Origin of the sequence: Halomonas caseinilytica (genome assembly GCF_001662305.1) — a bacterium.
In the GTDB taxonomy this organism is placed as follows: Bacteria; Pseudomonadota; Gammaproteobacteria; order Pseudomonadales; family Halomonadaceae; genus Halomonas; species Halomonas caseinilytica.
In genome coordinates this window covers 86,049-106,626 of record NZ_BDEP01000024.1, presented here as the reverse complement: position 1 = coordinate 106,626, position 20,578 = coordinate 86,049, and the positions used below count along the sequence as shown (strand labels likewise).

Below are 20,578 nucleotides of genomic sequence, written 5' to 3'. Positions count from 1 at the left end.
CAGCGCCGAGGACGCAAGCCTTTTTTGCCGAATCGCTGCGATCGAATATCGAGACGAAGCGCATGCCTTCCTCGTCATGATCGGTCCGCCGGCAGGAGTACTGACAACCTATTCTGCCCCCCATTCCGGCCGGCAAGCCCCGTTCATCCCAGCTAGTGCAAAGAAGGGGCTCGTTTCAACTCTCGCCATTCCTTGCACCCGAGACCAGAGAATCCGGCCCGAGGTCGGCAATGGACCGCGCGCCGGTGAGCGTCATCGCGACCCGCATCTCCTTTTCGAACAACTCGAGTAGATGGGCTACCCCTGCTTCCCCGGCAGCGGCGAGCGCATAGAGGAAGGCGCGGCCCAGCAAGACAGTATCGGCCCCCATGGCCACCATCCGCACGACATCCAGCCCGCTGCGAATACCGGAATCGGCCAGGATGGCCAGGTCGCCCTTGACCGCGTCGGCAATGGCAGGCAAGGCGCGCGCCGTGGAAAGCACTCCATCAAGCTGACGCCCGCCATGATTGGACACGACGATGCCGTCCGCCCCGAAACGGACCGCATCACGAGCGTCCTCGGGGTCGAGGATCCCCTTGATGATCATCGGGCCATCCCAGAACTCGCGAATCCACTCCAGATCCTTCCAGGAAATGGAGGGATCGAAGTTATCGCCCAGCCAGGCGATATAGTCCTCAAGCTCCGTCGGCTGGCCGCGATAGTCCGACACGTTTCCCAGGTCATGCGGGCGGCCATGGATCCCCACGTCCCAGGCCCAGGCCGGATGGGTCGCAGCCTGGAGCATTCGACGAATCGCCGCATGCCTGCCGCTCATGCCGGAGTGGGCATCGCGATAACGCGCTCCCGGCACAGGCATGTCGACCGTGAAGACGAGCGTCTTGATGCCGGCGGCCTTGGCACGCTCCAGGACATGCTGCATGAACCCTCTGTCCTTCAACACATAGAGTTGAAACCAGAGCGGGCGATCCACGGCCGCGGCCACCTCGCCGATGGGGCATACCGATACCGTAGACAACGTGAAGGGAATCCCCTTCCCGGCAGCAGCGCGGGCCGCCTGAACTTCACCGCGCCGGGCGTACATGCCCGTCAGCCCTACGGGAGCCAGAGCGACGGGCATCGCCAGGGATTCGCCGAACAGCTCGGTCTCCAGCGACAGGCTGGACATGTCCTTCAGCACCCGCTGGCGCAATGCGATATCGGCCAGATCCTCGACGTTACGCCGCAGTGTATGCTCGGCATAGGCACCTCCGTCGGCGTAGTGAAAGAGAAAGGGAGGGATACGGCGCTTGGCGGCCTGTCGGTAGTCCGTAGCGGCTGAGATAATCATGGCAAGCTCTAGACAGTGGGTAATTGGTAAAACCAATTAAAAACAAGTTGTCACTGCACGTTATGGCGCGACGGTTTCGCTGTCAAACTCTCCCTTGGTCGCCCATTCATCTGAATGGAAGTCGTCATGGCGCGTAATCTACACGGCCCTCCATCATCCCTACCGTCACCGAGAAATTTGGTATGACCAATCCATGAAATCCTAGTTTGCTATTGGTAATACCAATTTAACGGCGATATCATGCCGCCTTGATGCTCGACCCCGCAGCCAAGGTCTCGCCATGTCCTATCAACCTGTCCGTCAGCCTCGCCTCGCCGATGTCATTACCGAGCGGCTCGAAGGCCTCATCCTCGAAGGCAGCCTGAAGCCCGGCCAGCGACTGCCGCCAGAACGCGAACTCGCCGAACGCTTTGGTGTTTCGCGCCCTTCCGTGCGCGAGGCAATACAGAAGCTCGCCGCCCGAGGGCTGCTGGCCAGCCGACAGGGCGGCGGCACTTTCATTACCGAAGAGCTCCACAACGGCTACAGCGATCCTCTGCTCGAGATGCTTTCTCGCCATGGGGAATTCCACTTGGATCTGCTGGAATTCCGCGATGCCATGGAGGGGCTGTCGGCCTACTATGCCGCCCTGCGCTCCACACCCACGGACAGAGCCGTACTACTTGAGCGCTTCGAGGAACTCGAGGCCTGCTTCGCCAGTCGCGACCCGGCAAGCGAGGCCAAGGCAGACGCCGCCTTCCACCTGGCCATTGCCGAAGCCGCCCATAATGTGATGCTCCTGCACACTATCCGCGGCATTTTCCATCAGCTCGAGCGCAGTATCGTCGACAACCTTGATCACCTGCTCGACAAGCCCGATGCTCGGCAACAGCTGATGACACAGCACCGCGCCCTGCTGGATGCCATCCTCGAGGGACGCGCCGAGGACGCTCGCAACCGCGCCCACGAGCATCTGGTATACGTGGAGGAAGGCTTGCTGGAAGTGGCCCGCGCCGAAACCCGGGCCCAGCGCTCGCTGCGCCGGGCTCAGGCCCTGCCGACGGCACCGTCCTGACCCATGGTCGGCAGCCATCGCCTAACACGGCGCCAGCGCGCCTGGCGCGGCCTGCTCGCAGGACTCGGGCTGGCCGGCCTCGCCTTGTGCATGTGGCAGACCGCTCAGGTCGCCAGGGAGCAGGCACTGCAGGACTTGCGCCGCGATGCAGAAAACGAGCTACGACTCTCGGCAGCGAGCCTGGTCGGGCACCTGTCGCGCCATGACTACCTGCCGGAACTGCTGGCCTCACGGGAAATGGTCAAGCGTTTCCTGTCCTCCCCGGACAGCCAGAACCCCATGCCGCTCAACCTGATGCTGGACCGTTTCCGCGCCACCGCCGGTGTTTCCGATATCTATTTGCTCGATCATCAGGCCGATACCCTGGCTGCCAGCAACTGGCATCGTTCCGACACCTTCATCGGTGAGAACTACCACTATCGGCGCTACTACAAGGACGCCATCCAGGGCCGCCGCGGCCGCTTCTATGGCCTGGGCGTCCAATCGATGACCCGGGGCTACTATTTCTCGGCGCCGGTCTGGCTGAACGAAACCGCGCCACATGCCACCCCGGACGGCGTCATGGTGCTCAAGGTCACGCTCGATGCCGTGGAGCAGAGCTGGGCCGAGCAGGATGCAGAGCTGCTGGTCACCGACCGCGACGGCATCGTCTTCATGGCCAGCCAGCCGGAGCTGCGCCTGACTGCCATGACCCCGCTCAGCGACGCCGAGCGCGAGGCATTGCACGCTTCACGACGCTATGCCGAGGAACCGCTCCCGCACGCCGGCATCCAGGAAATCGAACGACGCGATTCACGCACTCGCCTGGTCGATTTTTCCTCCGGTCCCCTAGAGGGTCAGCACTACCTCAGCCTGACCCGCGCCATGCCGGACCTCGAGTGGGACATGCACATTCTCAAGCCGCTGACACCGGTGGTGAATGCCCAGTGGATATCGGCTCTGCTGGCCGGAGGGCTCTACGGCCTTGTCGCACTGGGCGGCGGCATCGGCTGGCAACGCTTGCGGCTGCGTCGGGAGCGAGAGCGTTTCGCCGAACGCGAGCGCCAAACCCTGGCCCGCGTCAGGGACGAGCTCGAGCGCAACGTGGCCAAGCGTACCCACGATCTGGTGACCACCAACCAGCGACTGTCCGACGAGATCGAAGAGCGCCGCCGCGCCGAGAGCAGCCTGCGCGAGACTCGCGACGAGCTGGTCCAGGCCGCCAAGCTTGCCGTGCTCGGCCAGCTTGCCGCCGGCATCAACCATGAACTCAACCAACCCCTGTCGGCGATCCGTGCCTATGCCGAGAACGCACGTGCCTTCATCGAGCGCGGGCGTGCCGAAACTGCTGACACCAATCTCGAGCAGATCATCGAACTCACCGATCGCATGTCCGAGATCAGCGCTCAACTGCGGCAGTTCTCGCGCAAGAGTGGCGACACCCTCAGCGCCGTCTCGGTGCCTTCCTGCTTCGACTATGCATTACGATTGTTCCAGGCACGCCTCAACGAGCTCGGCGTCACGGTGGAACGGCAATGGCAAGCGGAAGACATCTGGGTGCGTGCCGACCCGGTCCGCCTCGAACAGGTTCTGGTCAACCTGATCGGCAACGCCCTCCAGGCCATGGCAGATACCGTCACGCCGCACCTGTCGCTGACCATCGAGACGACACCGGAACAGGTGTACATACAGGTAGCGGACAGCGGTCCCGGTATTGCCGAGTCGCAGATATCACGCGTCTTCGAGCCCTTTTTCACCACCAAGTCCACGGGCAGCGGCCTGGGACTGGGCCTCTCCATCTCGGGGCGCATCATCGACGACCTGGGCGGCCGGATCGAGGCCGGCAATGCCCCTGGCGGCGGCGCCCTGTTCACCATTACCCTGCCACGCGACCCCGGGCCGAAGGCCCGCCGAGCGACCGAGGAGCCATCGACCCATGCATGACAACGCGGATGTTCCGGTGATGATCGTCGATGACGAGGCCCACCTGCGTATCACCGCGGGCCAGACACTCGAACTGGCCGGCTACATACCTCGCCCCTTCGAAAGCGCCGAAGCCGCCCTGGCCGAACTCGAGACCGATTTCGCCGGCGTCGTGGTCAGCGACATTCGCATGCCCGGCATGGATGGCATGGCCCTGCTGCGTGAGGTCCGTCGCCGCGACCCGGACCTGCCCGTGATTCTGATCACCGGCCACGGCGACATTTCCACCGCCGTGGAGGCCATGCGCGAAGGCGCCTGGGACTTTCTAGAAAAGCCCTTTGCCGGCGAGCGCCTGGTCGAAGTGGTGCGACGCGGCAGCGAAAAGCGCCGCCTCAGCCTGGAAAACCGCGCCCTCAAGGCTGAACTGGAAGCGCAACAGTCGGCGCCCGGACCCCGGCTCGTCGGTCGCACGCCGGTCATCCAGCGCCTGGCCGCCATGGTCCAGCGAATCAGCCGCGTCGAGGCCGACGTCCTGCTGTTCGGCGAGACCGGTACCGGCAAGGACCTGGTGGCCAGGGCGATCCACGAGCGCAGCTCACGCGGCGGACGCCCCTTCGTTGCCATCAACTGCGGCGCGGTGCCGGAGAGCACCATCGAATCGGAACTGTTCGGCCACGAGAAAGGCGCCTTTACCGGCGCCCTGGAGCGGCGCATCGGCAAGTTCGAGCATGCCGGCGGCGGCACCGTCTTCCTCGACGAAATCGAGTCGATGCCACTGGCCCTGCAGGTCAAGCTGCTGCGTGTCCTGCAGGAACGCACCATCGAGCGTCTTGGCTCCAACCAGCCGGTGCCGCTGGATATCCGGGTCATCGCCGCCACCAAGATCGATCTCAAGGCCGCCGCCGAGGCCGGCGAGTTCCGTGAGGACCTCTACTATCGACTCAATGTGGTGACCCTGCCGATCCCGCCGCTGCGCGAACGCCGCGAGGACATTCCGTTGCTCTTCCAGCACTTCGCCGCCGTGGCGGCCAGCCGCAGCAGCATGGAGGCCCCGCCCCTCGATGCGGCGGGCATCTCGGCACTGCTCGCCCACGACTGGCCAGGCAATGCTCGGGAGCTGCGCAATCTCGCCGAGCGTTACGTACTGCTCGGCGTGACGTGCGACTATCGGCTCGACATGCTGATGGAAGGCGTGGGTAACGACGGCGCCGAGCTATCCCTGCCCGAACAGGTCGAGCTCTTCGAGAAACAACTGATCAGCCAGGCCCTGGCCCGTCATCACGGCCATGTGACCGATGTCTGCGAACACCTCGGGCTGCCCCGCAAGACCCTCTACGATAAGCTGAAACGCCACAACCTGAAGGCCGAGCACTATCGCCACGGCGCCGATCCCTGAGCCTCGGGCTCGCAACACGCCCGAGGCACCAGGCCAGGCGCCCCTCGAAGCATCGATGCCGGTAGCCGCCAATCATCAGATCAGGATCAACACGCTCGCGCCGCCAGCGATGGCCAGGCCAGCCAAGACCACCATGGCGCCATCCCGCGTGCTCATGCCAATGGCCGCCAGGGTCACGGCCAAGGCTGGAATGCTGCTGGCAAAAGGCAGTAGCTCCAACGGAATCATCGCCAACCCGGATACCGCACAGAGCAACGCTACCACCTGACTGACCGGCGCCTGGGTCAACACGGTCAAGCGCGGTCGGAACCAGCGGTCCAGGCGACGCGCCACCGGCTTGGCCCGCTCGGTCGCGGAGACCAGTCTCTCGCGGCTAACTGTCAGGCGACGCAGCCGCTGCGGCACCCAGGGCGACCGATCCCCCATGCTGCCCTGGATGGCAATCAAGAAAATCAGCACACCGCAGAGACTCGGCACCCCCGGAATGCCGCCGGTCGGCAACAGCGCAATCAGCGCCGGCGCCAGCAGCAAGGGGCCGAATCCACGTGAGTTCAGCGCATCGACCAGCGTCCCGACGGCCACATTGTCCGCCTCGGCCTCTTGCTGAAGGCGCTGCAGCACATCGTGCACACTCATGGCATCGTTCATGGAGCAATCCCTGGCGAATGAACAAGGCGACCATCATGCCACACCTCTGTACTGGCGCCCCATGACGATGGCGTGACGTGCCTGCCGGTCAGCAACTCACCAGATCGCCAGCCACTGCTCCCACACGGCCAGCAAGCTCGACCAGCTCGGCAGCCACGGCAACATGGCCAGCATCAGCAGTACCAGGGCGACGGCACGCAGGGGCCTGTCATAATCGAAGAGCTTGAGCGCCGTGCCGAATGAACGCTTGAGACGCCCCCCTTCCAGATCGACGCTGTAGAGTTCATCGAGCGTCAAATGAACGAGGCATCCCACCAGCAATGCCAGCCCCTGAATCCAGGCCAGCTCAGGCGGCTGGCCAAGCACGCCGTAGCTCAGCGCGCTGCCTGCCCAGGCAAAGAAGATCGCCGCCAGCAACGAATGCCAGATGCCGCGATGCACGGAGAAACGCTTGAAAGCCGGCGCCAGCAGATAGCGTACCCCGATGTAGATCCCCGCGCAGACCAGCAACCAGTGGCCGAAGGCAAGCTGGGACTGCAGGGTCCAAGCTCCGGCGGCGGCCGCCATGAAGGCCAGCAAGCTGAATACCAGGCGCACCGAATACGAGTGATCCGAGTCGATATCCGGGAGGATGCCGCCGAGCGTGGTCAGCAGCATCAGCGGCCCGGCCTGCCATGGCGTCCAGAGACCGAAGTGCCAGCCCCCCAGCGCCAGCACGCAACCGCTGCCCGCCGCCACGCTGATGTGGGTGCCGAAGTTTGCCATGGCCGGATACCTCGAAAACTGGATAAACATCCATTATCGCGCAATATCGCGATACAGAACAATCAGTTAACGAAGTTTCCGTGGCAGGCCTTCATGTCCTGGTGCAGGCCACCGGCATCGAGGCATGGCGCGCCCCCCAGGCTCACTGCCGATTCAGCCCTCAGCGGCTGACAGATACTCATCCTTGAGATTGACGTAGTTGCCGGCGGTATACGCGAAGAAGGCGCGCTCCTTGTCCTTGAGCGGACGCAGTGCCTTGGCGGGGTTGCCGGCATAGACCTGGCCACCAGCCAGGTGCTTGCCGGGCGGCACCACGGCACCGGCCGCGATGATCACCTCATCGTCGACCACCGCGCCATCCATGACGATAGCCCCCATGCCCACCAGGATGCGGTTGCCCAGAGTGCAGCCATGCAGGATCGCCTTGTGGCCGATGGTCACCTCATTGCCGATGGTCAACGGAAAACCATCGGGATTGAAATCGCTGGCATGGGTGATATGCAGCACGCTGCCGTCCTGCACGCTGGTCCGTGCCCCGATACGGATACGATGCATGTCGCCACGGATCACCGCCATGGGCCATACCGAGCAGTCATCACCCAACTCGACATCCCCCAGCACCATGCACTGGGGATCGATGTAGACGCGCTCTCCCAGTGTCGGCGTGACGCCACGCCAGGATCGCAGGGTCGTCGCCTCGCTCATCATGCACCTCCCGTCGTCATATTAGTCCCGACGCCAATACTACCAGCGTCAGCGGGATCGACACCCAGCGCACCAGAAAGCGCCAGACGCGGAACCCGAGCGGGCCGGCATCCAGAGCACGCAGGGCAACGTGCTCGGGCATCACCCAGCCGGCGAAAATCGCGATCAACAGCCCTCCGATCGGCAGGAAGATCTCCGGCGGAATAGTGCTGACCAGGGCAAAGCCATTCATGCCGAACAGGATTTCGACATCGGCCAGGGTCGAGAAGGAAAGGACCGACAGCAGCCCCAGCGACCAGACCGTCAGGCCGACCACCGCCGCCGCCTTGCCCCGACTGATCCCCCAGCCCTGCAGGGTCGCCACCATGGGCTCGGCGAGGTTGATCGACGAGGTCCAGGTCGCCAGCAGCAGCAACAGGAAGAACAGCGACAGCCAGAAGGCGCCGAAGGGCAACTCGGCAAAGGCCACCGGCAGGGTGACGAACATCAGCCCGGGGCCCTCACCGGGGTCCATGCCCTGGGCAAACACGATCGAGAAGATGGCGATACCGGCCAACAGCGCCACCGTCACATCCAGCACCGCCACCGACGCCGCCGCCCGCGGCAGGCTCTGGTGATCCGGCATGTAGGCACCATAGGCCATCAACGCACAGGCACCCACCGCCAGGGTAAAGAAGGCGTGCCCCATGGCATGCACCAGTACCATCGGCGTCACCGCCGACAGGTCCGGTCTGAACAGCCAGGACAGCGCCGGCCCGAATCCGCTCGTGGTGGCCGCATGTCCGGCCAGCACCAGCAACAGCAGATACAGCAGCGGCATCAAGAGATTATTGAGTCGCTCCAGCCCCTTGGCCACGCCCCCTGCCACCACCAGCATGGTCATCACCAGAAACAGGGTATGGTTGAAGGCCATGCGTGCCGGATCGGCCAGGAAAGCGTCGAAGCCGGCACCGATTTCAGCGGCGCTGCGGCCGACAAAGTCGCCATTGATCGCATCGATGAGGAACTCGATGGACCAACCCGACACCACCGAATAGAACGATAGGATGCAGAACACGGTGAAGGCGCCGAACAACCCCAGCCAGCGCCAGTGGCCACTGGCGCCCGATTCGGCGGCCAGATGGCCGAGCGACTGCATCGGGCTGCGGCGCCCGGCGCGTCCTATCAGGATCTCGGCCATCATCACCGGCACCCCCAGCAGGACCACGAAGGCCACGTAGAGCAGCAGGAAAGCGGCTCCGCCGTTCTCGCCGGTGATGTAGGGAAATCGCCAGATATTCCCCAGCCCGACGGCCGCCCCGGTCACCGCCAGTATGAAAGCGCGGCGACTGCTCCAGCGCTCCAGGGTCTCTTTCATCGCCTATACTCCGGCCAAGGTGGAAAAGCCGCCAAGCCTAGCACATTGAAACCTGCCGCGACCGCCCGCATCTAAACGGACATTCCCATCATCAACCGAGGTGTGCATGTCCACGAATCCACTGCTCGACGCCCACTCGCTTCCCCCTTTCGCCGAGATCAAGCCCGAGCACGTGGTGCCGGCCATCGAGACCCTGCTCACGGAGAACCGCGAGGCCATCGAGGCACTGGTCGACCGTGCCGAGCGCGAACCGCCCACCTGGGAGAGCCTGGCCGCGCCCCTGGAAGCCCTCAACGATCGTCTTTCCCGCGCCTGGTCGCCGGTGTCGCACCTCAATGGCACCATGAACACGCCGGCCCTGCGCGAGGCCTATGAGCAGAGCCTGGGCATGCTCTCCGACTACAGCACTTGGCTCGGCCAGCACGAGGGCCTGTTCCGCGCCTGGCAGGCACTCAAGGACGGCCCGGCCTGGGCGACGCTCGACGAGCCTCAGCGCCGCACCGTGGACAACGCCCTTCGCGACTTCCGGCTGGCCGGCGTCGATCTCCCGGCCGACAAGAAGCAGCGCTATGGCGAGATCCAGGCTCGCCTGTCGAGCCTGGCCAACACCTTCTCCAACCAGTTGCTCGATGCCACCCAGGCCTGGCATCTGGCGCTGGACGACGACAGCCGACTGGCCGGCCTGCCGGAAAGCGCCCTGTCGACCCTGGCGGCCAACGCCGAGGCCAAGGGGCAGAAGGGCTATCGCATCACCCTGGATTTCCCCAGCTTCCTGCCGGTGATGACATACGCCGACGACCGTGAGCTGCGCCGCGAGGTCTATACCGCCTTCGTCACCCGCGCCTCCGAGACCGGCCCCAATGCCGGTGAGTTCGACAACGCCCCCGTCATGGAAGAAATCCTCGCATTGCGTCGCGAACTGGCCGAGCTACTGGGCTTCGCGACCTATGCCGACTATTCACTGGCCACCAAGATGGCCGACTCCCCGCAGGGCGTGATTCGCTTCTTGAACGATCTCGCCGAACGCGCCGTGCCCCAAGCACGCGAAGAGTACGCCGCATTGGCCGCCTTCGCCCGGGAGCGGCTGGACCTGGCCGAGTTGGCGCCCTGGGACGTGGGCTACGCCAGCGAGAAGCTGCGCGAGGCGCGTTACGCCATTTCCGACGAGCAACTGCGGCCCTACTTTCCCGCCCCTCAAGTGGTCAACGGATTGTTCAAGGTCGTCGAAAGGCTCTATGGCGTGACCTTCGAGGAAGACAGCGAAGCACCGCGCTACCATCCCGATGTGCGCTTCTTCCATATCATGGAAAGCGGCAAGCCGATCGCCGGCTTCTATCTCGACCTCTACGCTCGCGAAGGCAAGCGTGGCGGCGCCTGGATGGACGAATGCCGTGTCCGCCGAGAGGAAGATGGCACGCTGCAGCTACCGGTGGCCTATCTGACCTGCAACTTCACGCGTCCCGTGGGCGAGGCGCCGGCGCTGTTGACCCATGACGAGGTCACCACCCTGTTCCATGAATTCGGCCATGGCCTGCATCATATGCTGACGCGTCAGACCATCGCCGACATCTCCGGCATCAACGGCGTGGCCTGGGACGCGGTCGAACTGCCCAGCCAGTTCATGGAAAACTACTGTTGGGAGCGCGAGGGCCTGGACCTGATCGCCGGCCACGTGGAAACCGGCGAGCCACTGCCCGACGAACTGTTCGACAAGCTGCTGGCCGCCAAGAACTTCCAGTCGGCCATGGGCATGGTGCGCCAGCTGGAGTTCTCGCTGTTCGACTTCCGCCTGCACCTCGAAACCAGCGCACCCAGCGCCGCCGATATCCAGGCGTTGCTCGACGAGGTACGAAACAGCGTCTCGGTCGTCCCGCGCGTGGACTTCAACCGCTTCCAGAACGGCTTCGGTCACATCTTCGCCGGCGGCTATGCGGCGGGCTACTACAGTTACAAGTGGGCCGAAGTCCTGTCCGCCGACGCCTGGAGTGCCTTCGAGGAGGCCGGTATCTTCGACCCGGAGACCGGGCGACGTTTCCGTACCGAAATTCTCGAGCGCGGCGGTTCTCGAGACGCCGCTGAACTGTTCCGTGCCTTCCGGGGGCGCGAACCAAGCGTCGAACCGCTGCTGCGCCACAGCGGCATCCGCGCCGCCTGACACGTCGCTTCACCGTTTCATCATGCGCCGGGGGCACCCTCGGCGCGCATCACCAGGAGGCCTCATGGCCACTCAGAAACGCTTCATCGCCGGCGCCATCTGCCCCCGCTGCGCCGAGATGGACCGCATCCGCAGTTGGGAACAGAACGGCATGCGCTATCGCGAGTGCGTCAGCTGCGATTTCTTCGAGCAGCTTCCCATCGAGGAGGAAACCCCGCCCGAACTCGAGACCCGCATCAGCCGGCCCCACGAGGACCAGGCGTCACAGCCCGATGACCTGCAGACCGTGCGGATTCTCGATCCCGGTCAGCAGCACTAGCCTGCCATCACAGCAAGGAAGATATTTACAGTTCCCGGACCCAGATGTTGCGAAAGCTGACGGCGGCGTCGTGATCCTGCAGATAGAGCGGGGCGCAGCCGTGCGCCTCGTCGTATGAAGGGGCTCCGATCCACTCGGTGGTGCCCTGAATTTCCACGTGGTTCTGGACGAGCACGCCGTTGTGCAACACCGTCGCGTAGGCCGGGGACTCGAGCTCTCCCGCGTCATCGAAACGGGGCGCGGTGTAGATGATGTCGTAACTCTGCCACTCGCCGGGAGGCCGCGAGGCATTCACCAGCGGAATGTGCTGCTTGTAGATCGATGCCGCCTGGCCATTCGGGTACGTCTCGTTGTCGTACGAGTCGAGCACCTGGATCTCATAGCGCTCCTGCAGAAAGACGCCACTGTTGCCTCTGTCCTGGCCGTCCATGCCTGCAGTGTCCTCGGGGGTTCGCCATTCGAGATGCAGCTGCACGTCGCAGAAGTCTTCCCGGGTACGAATGCCCCCGGCTCCCCGCTTCACCGTCATGGCACGACCCTCGACATGCCATGGCGCCGCCCCGCCATCCTCGGCTTCCCAGGCATCGAGATTCGTACCATCGAACAGTACGGTCGCATCCGAGGGCACCCCATCCGCTGGTGCCTGCACCGTTTCAGGAACCGGCTCCCAGACTTCCGTCTTCTCGGCTTGCTGCCAAGGCTCGAGTTCCGGGTCGACACCATCGGCCGCGACGCCGGTCATGGGAGCCAGGCTGCCGCAGGCGATCAGCATCAAGCCGCGCGGCGCGAAGGGACGTAGATGTTCCAGCATGCGATCGCTCCTCTCGGGAGAGTGAAGTCATTGCCGTGAAGCCGGACGATCAGGTCGTGGCCCAGACGGGTTGTCCTTGCTCGTAAGGGGTACATCCATCATAACGACCTGGCACCGCGACATAGCGCAGCACCTCCTTGGCGCCGACTTCCGACGTGAAAAATCCGAACAGCGTCAATTGCTTGATCATGGTGAAATAGTGGGGATCACCATCGCTTGCCGCCTGGGTCTTGGCCTGGGCATCGAGCCGGCATACCAGTGTCTCGCGCTGGCCGGCATCCAGGTTCAGGAAATCGCGGTCATATTCCGCACGGCTGAGGGCATCCAGCTTCACCAGGCCATCATGGAAGATCGCTTGCTCCTGCGGGGTATAGCAATCGGTGACGAACACGGTCATGAACTCGCCAACTCTGGCGTCCTTGGCGCCGGGCGTATCGGTCCGCGGCAGGATGGTTTCCGCCACTTCATCCAGAAGCCGGGTATCCCGGGCACTGAAACGCCCCTTCCCGTTGTCGCTGGCGCTATAGGCGAACACGGCATTGCCACCGATCATGGCCGTGCCGGTCGCGACGGTGATCAACTTCAACAGTTCACGGCGGTTCATCACAGGTTCCTCTTCTTCAGCTCGCTGACCGCATGATCGACCGCTCGGGCGGTCAAGGCCATGTAGGTCAAGGATGGATTGACGCAGGATGCCGAGGTCATGCAGGCACCGTCCGTCACGAAGACATTCGGCGCATCCCATACCTGGTTGTGACGATTGAGTACCGAAGTCGTCGGATCACGCCCCATGCGCGCCGTACCCATCTCGTGAATACCCATGCCCGGCGCGTAGTCGTCTTCCTCGCCCTGGACATTCTTCACGCCGGCCGCTTCCAGCAGGTCGACCGCGTCCTGAACCATGTCCTTGCGCATGTCCCGCTCGTTCTGCTTGATCTCCACATTCATGGCCAGAACAGGCAATCCCCACTTGTCAGTAACACTTCGATCGAGAGAAATACGGTTCTCGTGGTAGGGCAGCATTTCGCCGAAACCGGTCATGCCGATCGTCCAGCCGCCGGGCTGACTGAGTGTCTGCTTCAGGTCTGCCCCGATGTTGAGTTCCGCGATCTCGCGATCCCAGCGCTGCCGACTGGCCGAGCCCTGATAGCCGAATCCACGCAGATACTGGCGCCTATCCTCCCCGACATTGCGGAAACGCGGGATATAGAAGCCCGCCGGCCGGCGTCCGAAGTAGTACTTGTCCTCGTAGCCTTCCACATCGCCGCTGGCACCGCAGCGGAAGTGGTGATCCATCACGTTGTGCCCCAGCTCGCCGCTGCTGCTGCCCAAGCCGTCTGGCCAGACATCCGTGGCGGAATTCATCAGGATCCAGGTGGAATTGAACGTGGAGGCGTTGAGGAAGATCACGTCGGCCGTGTATTCGTAGGTCTGATTGTTCTCGGCATCGATGACCTCCACGCCCCGCGCACGCTTTCTGTCCTTGTCGTAGAGCACCTGGGTCACGATGGAAAAGGGACGCAAGGTCAGGTTGCCCGTGTTCATGGCCACCGGCAGCGTGGATGACTGCGTGCTGAAATACGCACCATAGGGGCATCCCAGCCAGCACTTGTTGCGGTATTGGCAGTTCACCCGGTTCTGTTCGGGTTTTGGCTGCGTGATATTGGCGACCCGACTGTGAATGAGGTGTCGAGTGCCGCCAAAGGCCTTCTCGATACGCTTGGCAACATCCTCTTCGACGCAATTAAGCTCGATGGGCGGAAGGAACTGGCCATCGGGCAGGACATCCAGCCCCTGGCGGCTGCCTGCTATGCCGGCAAAGCGCTCGACATAATCGTACCAGGGGGCCATATCCTCGTACCGAATGGGCCAGTCGATGGCAACGCCTTCGCGCAGATTGGCCTCGAAATCCATGGGGGACCAGCGATAGCTCTGGCGTCCCCACAGCAACGAGCGACCACCCACATGATATCCACGAAACCAATCGAAGCGCTTTTCTTCGATATAGGGATTGTCTTGCTCATCTGCCCACATTCCCATCGTGGATTCGTTCAATGGATAGTCACGCTTGAGGACCGGAAACTTCTCCTTCATTTCCTGCGTTGGCTGATCCCTGTGAGGGTAATCCCAGACCTCCTTGGACGCGTTCTTGTAGTCTTTGACATGTTCAATGTTTCGACCACGTTCGAGCAGAAGGACCTTCAGTCCTTTCTCGGTAAGTTCCTTCGCTGCCCAACCGCCACTGATGCCTGAACCGACCACGATTGCATCATAATGATTTTCCGCCACGGCTTCGCTCCTTTGTTATTGAACTTGAGGCCTGCGTCACACGTCACACGTCTTTATTGCCGACGCCAACGACCTCTTCTTCTCTTCATTGCTTTCCCCGCTTGGCATGAACTCCTGCGCCACATAACCTTCAAATCCCGTTTCCGTTATGGCGCGCATGATCGCCGGATAGTAAAGCTCCTGGTTATTATCGAGTTCATGTCGTCCCGGGACACCCGCAGTATGATAGTGGCCGAAATACTGGTGGTTTTCGCGAATGGTTCGAATGACATCGCCCTCACTGATCTGCATATGGTAAATATCATACAGAAGCTTGAAGTTCGGGGAGTCGAGTCTCTTGCACAATGCTATCCCCCAGGCAGAGTTGTCACACAGGTAATCAGGGTGATCGATCTTGCTGTTGAAGAGCTCCATCTGCAGCGTGACACCCTTCTTCTCTGCATGTCCCAGGACTTTCTTTAGCCCCTCTTCCGCATTGGCGAGTCCCTCTTCGGGCGTCATGCCCCTGGCATTGCCACTGAAGCAGATAAGGTTCTTGTAGCCAGCCTCGCTTACCAAGTCGATATGCCGGCGATAACTTTCCACCAGGGCAGGATGAAACCTCCTGTCACCCCACCCATCCTCCAGGTTCGGCTCCGCACCATTGCACATGGAGGAGTCGATGCCATGGCGCTTGAGAATGTGCCATTGATCCGGCCCCACCAGATCAATGGCGGAAAACCCGATCTGCCTGACAAGCTGGCAAAGCTCCTCCAGGGAGAGAAAATCGAATGTCCAGCGTGCTACGGAGTGATGGACATTACCCTTTAGCGCCAAGTCCCGGGGCTTCTTGTCCGCAAGGGCGACAGGGCCAAGCGAACCCAGCGCCATTACGCCAAGAGAGCCGGTCGCAGCATTGCGCAACAGGCCGCGCCTGCTGATAAGGTGTGTCGCCATATTCATTCGCTACCATCGAGCCATCATCATGGAAAACCTCTCACCATTTCTTTCAGTCAGAGGTTTTCCTTCAGAAAGCGGTTGCCATCCGTGATGACCTCTTCAGGATCGAGAGGGTGGTCATGCTCGATGATGTACCACTCGGCACCAGCCTGCTTGACGGCGGGAAGTATGGCTTTCCAGTCCAGCACGCCTTCACCCAGCGAGGTAAATCCTCCTTCGTCTTCTGCCACCCCTTCAGGCGCATTATCCTTGGCATGTACGGCAAACAGGCGTCCATCGAAGTGAGTGACATACTCGGCAGGATTGAGACCGGCCCGCTCGACCCAGGCAAGATCGATCTCGCTCATCAGGCCAGGTCCTGCAGCATCGAACAGAAGCTCAAGCGCCGTCTTTTCACCATACTTCTGCATTTCGAAATCATGGTTATGATAGGCGAGCGTCATCCCTTCTTGTTCAAGCTCGTCTACCATCCCTCCAAGCTCCTCCCCCAACCGTTTCCAGCCCTCGGCATTGTCCGGGCGAGCGTCTTCCTCCAGATAGGGTATGACAATGGTGTCGTTGCCAACGGACTTGTTGAAATCGACGATCTCGCTGCTATCACTGCGCAGATCATCAAGGCCAACATGCGCGGCGATGATATCGAGATCGTACGTGTCCAGGAGCTCATTCATGCGTTCCGCAGAAACGCCATGATCCCCTACGGTTTCTATCGCCTTGATGCCAGCCCGATTGACGGCGGCAAACTGTTCTTCCGTGGTGCCATAATCTCTCATTGTATACATCTGTACGGCGATGGGAGGAGTGAGACTGTCTTCCGCTGCGACAGCAGGTGTCGTGACGAAAGCCCCCATCATGAACATGGAGGTCATGGTGAGAAGGCGCGTCATCCTTGATGTGATGCGGTAACTGTTTCTTGCCATTTTTGCGGTGCTCCCCTTCTTGCTTATTGTCACGGGCCGCTGTCATTCATGCCGACCTGAGGGTGGCCATGATTCACCTGATTGCGGAATGAAGACACTCGGTATGTAACCGGTTACATACCTATAGGCAATTTACCTTAGATCCGCAAGAGATGTATCGACAACACCTGTTACGATAAGTATCGATATCTCTCTATATCTTGTCTGAACCCCTCAACCATGCCGACTAAAGACGACAGCATGAAGAGTAGAAAAATAAGTAAAACTTTGGTCGATAAAACCTTAGTCTATTGGACATGATTCGCTTGCTTTAGCTACTAGGCGACCATCCTCACTACCCGATACCCGAGAACTGTCTCGAGAATCATCACCCGGGGCCTTTGAGCCCCTCGGCAATGTATGGGCAGCTCAAGCGATTTTCTCAGAGTGACGGAGACAAGAACGAAGGTGCCTGTGCGATATCTCGCACACACAGGCAACCAGAGTGTGTGGCATTTCGCCCCGAACGACGATCAGTCACTTCGACCTTGGTCGTAATGCAAAAATATAACTCTCTGAATAAAAATCCATTTTTATAAAATGGAGCATTCCTTGCTATAAATTGGGAGCGTACCCCAGACCGATCCTGTACGGGATCGGCATCCCACAACCAGAATGCAAGGGAGACACGCCATGACCCTCAAGACTCGCCTGATTACCGGCACGCTGACCAGCGCCATGCTGATCGCCGGCACGGCCCAGGCCGATCGCGCTGACTGGCCAGAAAACTTCACCGTCGGCACCGCCAGCCAGGGCGGCACCTATTTTGTCTACGGTTCCGGCTGGGCCAACCTGATCGCCGACGAACTCGGCCTGTCCGGCGGTGGCGAAGTCACCGGCGGCCCCAACCAGAACCTCGCCCTGGTTCATGGCGGAGACGTGGCATTCGGCCTGACCACCATGGGGCCAGCCGCCGACGCGGTGGCCGGCGAAAGCTCCCTGGCGCCGGGCGTGCCGATGGACAACGTCTGTGCCCTCTTTCCCATGTACGAGACCCCGTTCTCCATCACCGCCCTGGCCGACAGCGGCATCGAGTCGATTTCCGACATCCCCGATGGCGCCAGCATTGGCTTTGGTCCGGCGGCTTCCACCTCCGATACCTACTTCCCGGCCATGCTCGAGACCCTGGGCGTCGAGTTCGATCGCCGCAACGGTGGCTGGAACGACCTGGGCGGCCAACTGCAGGATGGCCTTATCGACGTCATCGCCTTTGCCGCCGGCATTCCGATTCCTGCCGTCAGTCAGCTCGAGGTCCAGACCGACGTGAACATCATCGAGTTCACCGAGGAGGAGCAGGCCAAGGTGATGGAGGAGTTCCCAGTTTCCGCCTTCGAGATCCCGGCCAGCACCTACGAGACCCTCGAGGAAGATGCTCGCGCTGTCTCCATGTGGAACTTCACCATCGCCGGCTGTGACCTGCCCGAAGACTTCGTCTACGAGGTCACCAAGCTGAGCATGGAAAACAACGACAAGATGCGCGACATCCACCGCAGCGCCGAATTCAGCGTGCCGGAAAACCTCAAGTACAACACCGTGCTGCCTTTCCACCCGGGTGCGGTGCGCTGGTACGAGGAGAATGGCTACGAGATTCCCGAAGACCTGAAACTGTAAGCGTCTTCTCGCCCCCTTGCCCCGTGCCGGCCAAGCCGGTGCGGGGCTGCCCGTCTGCTCCTCCGTTCCACACCCAAGGGTGTTTTCATGTCGCATACTCCCGAACCCCGTGACGAGGCCGCCACCGACAACGTTCAGCCCGTCAATGCCGAGGGCGTCGATGAGGTCGCCGCAGAGCCCAATCGTCGCCTCTACAGCGGCTGGCAATGGCTGCTCTTTGGCATCCTTGCCATCGCCTACTCTCTCTTTCACCTGGTCTCGCTCAATGTCTACCCGCTCGAGACCTGGTCGTTTCGCATCCTGCACATCGCCGGCGCCCTGATCCTCGGTTTCGGTTTCTATGCCGGTACCCGGTTCGCCGACGATGACAGTCAACGTTCCGCTACCTGGATGCGCTGGCTCAGCTATGCTCTGCTGGTTCCCGCGCTCTATGCCCTAGTACGCGTGGTACTGATGCAGCAGGAAATGAGCGCCGGCGCCATGCGCATCGCCCCCGAGATCGAGGCCTGGCATTTCGGTTACCCGCTGATCCTGGCCACCGTGGCCGGCATTCTGCTGTCCTGGGGCTATCGCCAGGTCCAGCATCGCCTCTCGCCGGCGGACCTCGTGCTGATGATCTGTGCCATGGCCGTGGCCGGCTACCTGCTGGTGATGTTCAATAGTCCGCTGCGGGCCTCCACCGGCACCTCCTTCGCGCCCATGGGCATATCCTATGCGGCCATCGCCGGTTCGCTGCTGATCCTTGAGCTGACCCGGCGTGTCGCGGGTCTGGCGCTGGTGATCATCTCGGCGATCTTCCTGGGCTATGTCTTTGCCGGCCCTCACTTGCCGGGGTTTCTCGGTTATCCGGGCCTCTCGATCGGCCGCTTCTTCAGTCAGGTCTACACCGACGCGGGTATCCTCGGACCGACCACGGCGGTGTCCTCGACCTACATCATCCTGTTCATCATCTTCGCCGCCTTCTTGCAGGCTTCCAAGGTCGGTGACTATTTCGTCAACTTCGCCTTCGCCGCGGCAGGCCGGGCACGCGGTGGCCCGGCCAAGGTATCGATCTTCGCCTCAGGCCTGATGGGCATGATCAACGGCACCTCGGCCGGCAATGTGGTATCCACCGGCTCGCTGACCATTCCGCTGATGAAAAAGGTCGGTTATCCGGCGCGCAGTGCCGGCGCCATCGAGGCCGCGGCCTCCACCGGCGGGCAGATCATGCCGCCGATCATGGGCGCCGGGGCCTTCATCATGGCCGAGGTCACCGGCATCCCCTATACCGAGATCGCCGTGGCGGCGCTGATTCCGGCCATCCTCTATTTTCTCTCGATCTACTGCATGGTGGATTTCGAGGCGGCTCGCAAGGGAATGCGCGGCATGCGCAGCGACGAAATTCCGAAATTCCGTCGCCTGGTCAAGCAAGTCTATCTGTTCGCACCGATCATCATCCTGATCGCCGCCCTGTTCATGGGCTACTCGGTGATTCGTGCCGGCACCCTGGCCACCGCCTCTGCCGCCGTGGTGAGCTGGCTGTCCCCGAACAAGATGGGCATCCGCGCCATTCTCCAGGCACTGCAACTGGCCGGCAGCATGTCGATCCAGATCATTGCCGTGTGCGCCTGCGCCGGTCTGATCGTCGGCGTGATCGCCCTGACCGGCGTCGGTGCCCGCTTCTCCTCGCTGCTGCTGGGCCTGGCCGGCGTCAGTCAACTACTGGCGCTGTTCTTCGCCATGTGCATCTCGATCCTGCTGGGCATGGGCATGCCGACCACGGCGGCCTATGCAGTGGCCGCCTCGGTGGTGGCGCCAGGCCTGATCGAGATCGGCATCCAGCCGCTGGTAGCCCACTTCTTCGTGTTCTACTTCGCCGTGGTCTCGGCGATCACCCCGCCGGTGGCGCTTGCCTCCTATGCGGCGGCGGGCATCTCCGGCGACCGCGCCATGGGCACTTCGGTGGCTTCGTTCAAGATCGGCCTGGCCGCGTTCATCGTGCCCTTCATGTTCTTCTACAGCCCGGCAATGCTGATGGAGGGTTCCTGGATGCAGATTCTGCGGGTCGGTGTCACCGCCACTCTGGGGATCGTGCTGCTGTCGGCCACCGTACAAGCCTGGTTCTTCGGTCCGGTGAAGGCCTGGCAGCGTATCGTCATGCTGATCGGCGCGCTGTGCATGATCTATGGCGGCCTGATCACCGACGTGGCCGGCCTGGCCATCGGGATTGCACTCTTCCTGCTGCAGCGTGGCCGCCACGATGGCGGCACCCGCTCGGTGGCCTCCGGCTGAGACTTCCCGCCCATCAACGCAAAGGGGCCCCGCCGAATCATTCGGCGGGGCCCTGTCATTTTTCGAC

The 20,578-nt window shown here is 62.1% G+C and carries 17 protein-coding genes; 7 read left to right on the top strand and 10 right to left on the bottom strand.

Features of this window, described 5'->3' with window-relative positions; all coding sequences use genetic code 11:
• Positions 1-175: 175 nt before the first annotated feature.
• Positions 176-1,330: an FMN-dependent L-lactate dehydrogenase LldD gene (gene lldD, locus A9O65_RS15315; RefSeq protein ID WP_064701010.1), complete on the bottom strand. Its 1,155-nt coding sequence runs from the start codon at positions 1,328-1,330 to the stop codon at positions 176-178.
• 280 nt (positions 1,331-1,610) lie between these two features.
• Between lldD and A9O65_RS15310 the strand changes: the two genes are divergently transcribed.
• From A9O65_RS15310 to A9O65_RS15300, 3 genes are read left to right on the top strand one after another with little or no spacing between them, the layout of a single operon-like run.
• Positions 1,611-2,384 (top strand): GntR family transcriptional regulator, encoded by a 774-nt coding sequence (locus A9O65_RS15310; RefSeq protein WP_064702539.1) that lies wholly within the window; start codon positions 1,611-1,613, stop codon positions 2,382-2,384.
• Positions 2,385-2,387: 3 nt separating this feature from the next.
• A complete protein-coding gene (locus A9O65_RS15305; RefSeq protein ID WP_064702538.1) occupies positions 2,388-4,307 on the top strand; it encodes a sensor histidine kinase in 1,920 nt (639 codons plus the stop codon).
• Positions 4,300-5,682 (top strand): sigma-54-dependent transcriptional regulator, encoded by a 1,383-nt coding sequence (locus A9O65_RS15300; RefSeq protein WP_064701007.1) that lies wholly within the window; start codon positions 4,300-4,302, stop codon positions 5,680-5,682. Before A9O65_RS15305 ends, A9O65_RS15300 begins: the two co-directional genes overlap by 8 nt.
• A gap of 75 nt (positions 5,683-5,757) precedes the next feature.
• Here the strand turns inward: A9O65_RS15300 and A9O65_RS15295 are convergent, their stop codons facing one another.
• From A9O65_RS15295 to A9O65_RS15280, 4 genes are all read right to left on the bottom strand, one after another.
• Positions 5,758-6,330, bottom strand: coding sequence for an exopolysaccharide biosynthesis protein (locus A9O65_RS15295; RefSeq protein ID WP_064702537.1), 573 nt, complete (start codon positions 6,328-6,330; stop codon positions 5,758-5,760).
• 96 nt (positions 6,331-6,426) lie between these two features.
• Positions 6,427-7,095 carry a metal-dependent hydrolase gene (locus A9O65_RS15290; RefSeq protein WP_064701005.1) on the bottom strand — a complete coding sequence of 223 codons (669 nt, stop codon included), beginning with the start codon at positions 7,093-7,095 and terminating at the stop codon, positions 6,427-6,429.
• A gap of 153 nt (positions 7,096-7,248) precedes the next feature.
• Complete coding sequence (locus tag A9O65_RS15285) at positions 7,249-7,800, bottom strand: gamma carbonic anhydrase family protein (RefSeq protein WP_064701004.1); 552 nt, start codon at positions 7,798-7,800, stop codon at positions 7,249-7,251.
• Between the two features lie 16 nt (positions 7,801-7,816).
• On the bottom strand, positions 7,817-9,157 hold the full coding sequence (locus A9O65_RS15280) for a sodium-dependent transporter (RefSeq protein WP_064701003.1): 1,341 nt from the start codon (positions 9,155-9,157) through the stop codon (positions 7,817-7,819).
• Positions 9,158-9,263: 106 nt separating this feature from the next.
• On the opposite strand from A9O65_RS15280, the gene prlC reads away from it, so the two are divergent.
• Both prlC and A9O65_RS15270 read left to right on the top strand, forming a co-directional pair.
• Positions 9,264-11,312, top strand: coding sequence for an oligopeptidase A (gene prlC / locus A9O65_RS15275; protein WP_064701002.1), 2,049 nt, complete (start codon positions 9,264-9,266; stop codon positions 11,310-11,312).
• Between the two features lie 64 nt (positions 11,313-11,376).
• Positions 11,377-11,631 (top strand): YheV family putative zinc ribbon protein, encoded by a 255-nt coding sequence (locus tag A9O65_RS15270; RefSeq protein WP_064701001.1) that lies wholly within the window; start codon positions 11,377-11,379, stop codon positions 11,629-11,631.
• Between the two features lie 25 nt (positions 11,632-11,656).
• Here the strand turns inward: A9O65_RS15270 and A9O65_RS15265 are convergent, their stop codons facing one another.
• From A9O65_RS15265 to A9O65_RS15245, 5 genes are all read right to left on the bottom strand, one after another.
• Entirely contained in the window at positions 11,657-12,442 is a 786-nt protein-coding gene (locus tag A9O65_RS15265) for a 3-keto-disaccharide hydrolase (protein ID WP_064701000.1), read from the bottom strand.
• A 49-nt stretch (positions 12,443-12,491) separates the two neighbouring features.
• Positions 12,492-13,046, bottom strand: a complete 555-nt coding sequence (locus A9O65_RS15260; RefSeq protein WP_064702536.1) for a gluconate 2-dehydrogenase subunit 3 family protein — start codon at positions 13,044-13,046, stop codon at positions 12,492-12,494.
• Entirely contained in the window at positions 13,046-14,704 is a 1,659-nt protein-coding gene (locus tag A9O65_RS15255; RefSeq protein ID WP_369691745.1) for a GMC oxidoreductase, read from the bottom strand. The genes A9O65_RS15260 and A9O65_RS15255 overlap by 1 nt, the downstream gene beginning before the upstream one ends.
• A 63-nt stretch (positions 14,705-14,767) precedes the next feature.
• Positions 14,768-15,667, bottom strand: a complete 900-nt coding sequence (locus tag A9O65_RS15250) for a hydroxypyruvate isomerase family protein (protein ID WP_122983340.1) — start codon at positions 15,665-15,667, stop codon at positions 14,768-14,770.
• A 56-nt stretch (positions 15,668-15,723) separates the two neighbouring features.
• The gene (locus tag A9O65_RS15245) at positions 15,724-16,623 is read right to left on the bottom strand and encodes a sugar phosphate isomerase/epimerase family protein (RefSeq protein ID WP_254783133.1); all 900 of its coding nucleotides are present in this window, start codon (positions 16,621-16,623) and stop codon (positions 15,724-15,726) included.
• Between the two features lie 639 nt (positions 16,624-17,262).
• Here A9O65_RS15245 and A9O65_RS15240 point away from each other — a divergent pair.
• Together A9O65_RS15240 and A9O65_RS15235 are read left to right on the top strand one after the other, a co-directional pair.
• Positions 17,263-18,240, top strand: coding sequence for a TAXI family TRAP transporter solute-binding subunit (locus A9O65_RS15240; protein WP_064700995.1), 978 nt, complete (start codon positions 17,263-17,265; stop codon positions 18,238-18,240).
• 87 nt (positions 18,241-18,327) lie between these two features.
• Positions 18,328-20,511 (top strand): TRAP transporter permease, encoded by a 2,184-nt coding sequence (locus A9O65_RS15235; RefSeq protein WP_064700994.1) that lies wholly within the window; start codon positions 18,328-18,330, stop codon positions 20,509-20,511.
• Positions 20,512-20,578 lie beyond the last annotated feature (67 nt).

Bases quoted from the DNA above. Each gene is read 5' to 3' on its own strand.
- lldD (WP_064701010.1), bottom strand. From the start codon at position 1,330: ATGATTATCTCAGCCGCTACGGACTACCGACAGGCCGCCAAGCGCCGT.
- A9O65_RS15310 (WP_064702539.1), top strand. From the start codon at position 1,611: ATGTCCTATCAACCTGTCCGTCAGCCTCGCCTCGCCGATGTCATTACC.
- A9O65_RS15305 (WP_064702538.1), top strand. From the start codon at position 2,388: ATGGTCGGCAGCCATCGCCTAACACGGCGCCAGCGCGCCTGGCGCGGC.
- A9O65_RS15300 (WP_064701007.1), top strand. From the start codon at position 4,300: ATGCATGACAACGCGGATGTTCCGGTGATGATCGTCGATGACGAGGCC.
- A9O65_RS15295 (WP_064702537.1), bottom strand. From the start codon at position 6,330: ATGAACGATGCCATGAGTGTGCACGATGTGCTGCAGCGCCTTCAGCAA.
- A9O65_RS15290 (WP_064701005.1), bottom strand. From the start codon at position 7,095: ATGGCAAACTTCGGCACCCACATCAGCGTGGCGGCGGGCAGCGGTTGC.
- A9O65_RS15285 (WP_064701004.1), bottom strand. From the start codon at position 7,800: ATGAGCGAGGCGACGACCCTGCGATCCTGGCGTGGCGTCACGCCGACA.
- A9O65_RS15280 (WP_064701003.1), bottom strand. From the start codon at position 9,157: ATGAAAGAGACCCTGGAGCGCTGGAGCAGTCGCCGCGCTTTCATACTG.
- prlC (WP_064701002.1), top strand. From the start codon at position 9,264: ATGTCCACGAATCCACTGCTCGACGCCCACTCGCTTCCCCCTTTCGCC.
- A9O65_RS15270 (WP_064701001.1), top strand. From the start codon at position 11,377: ATGGCCACTCAGAAACGCTTCATCGCCGGCGCCATCTGCCCCCGCTGC.
- A9O65_RS15265 (WP_064701000.1), bottom strand. From the start codon at position 12,442: ATGCTGGAACATCTACGTCCCTTCGCGCCGCGCGGCTTGATGCTGATC.
- A9O65_RS15260 (WP_064702536.1), bottom strand. From the start codon at position 13,046: ATGAACCGCCGTGAACTGTTGAAGTTGATCACCGTCGCGACCGGCACG.
- A9O65_RS15250 (WP_122983340.1), bottom strand. From the start codon at position 15,667: ATGGCGACACACCTTATCAGCAGGCGCGGCCTGTTGCGCAATGCTGCG.
- A9O65_RS15240 (WP_064700995.1), top strand. From the start codon at position 17,263: ATGACCCTCAAGACTCGCCTGATTACCGGCACGCTGACCAGCGCCATG.
- A9O65_RS15235 (WP_064700994.1), top strand. From the start codon at position 18,328: ATGTCGCATACTCCCGAACCCCGTGACGAGGCCGCCACCGACAACGTT.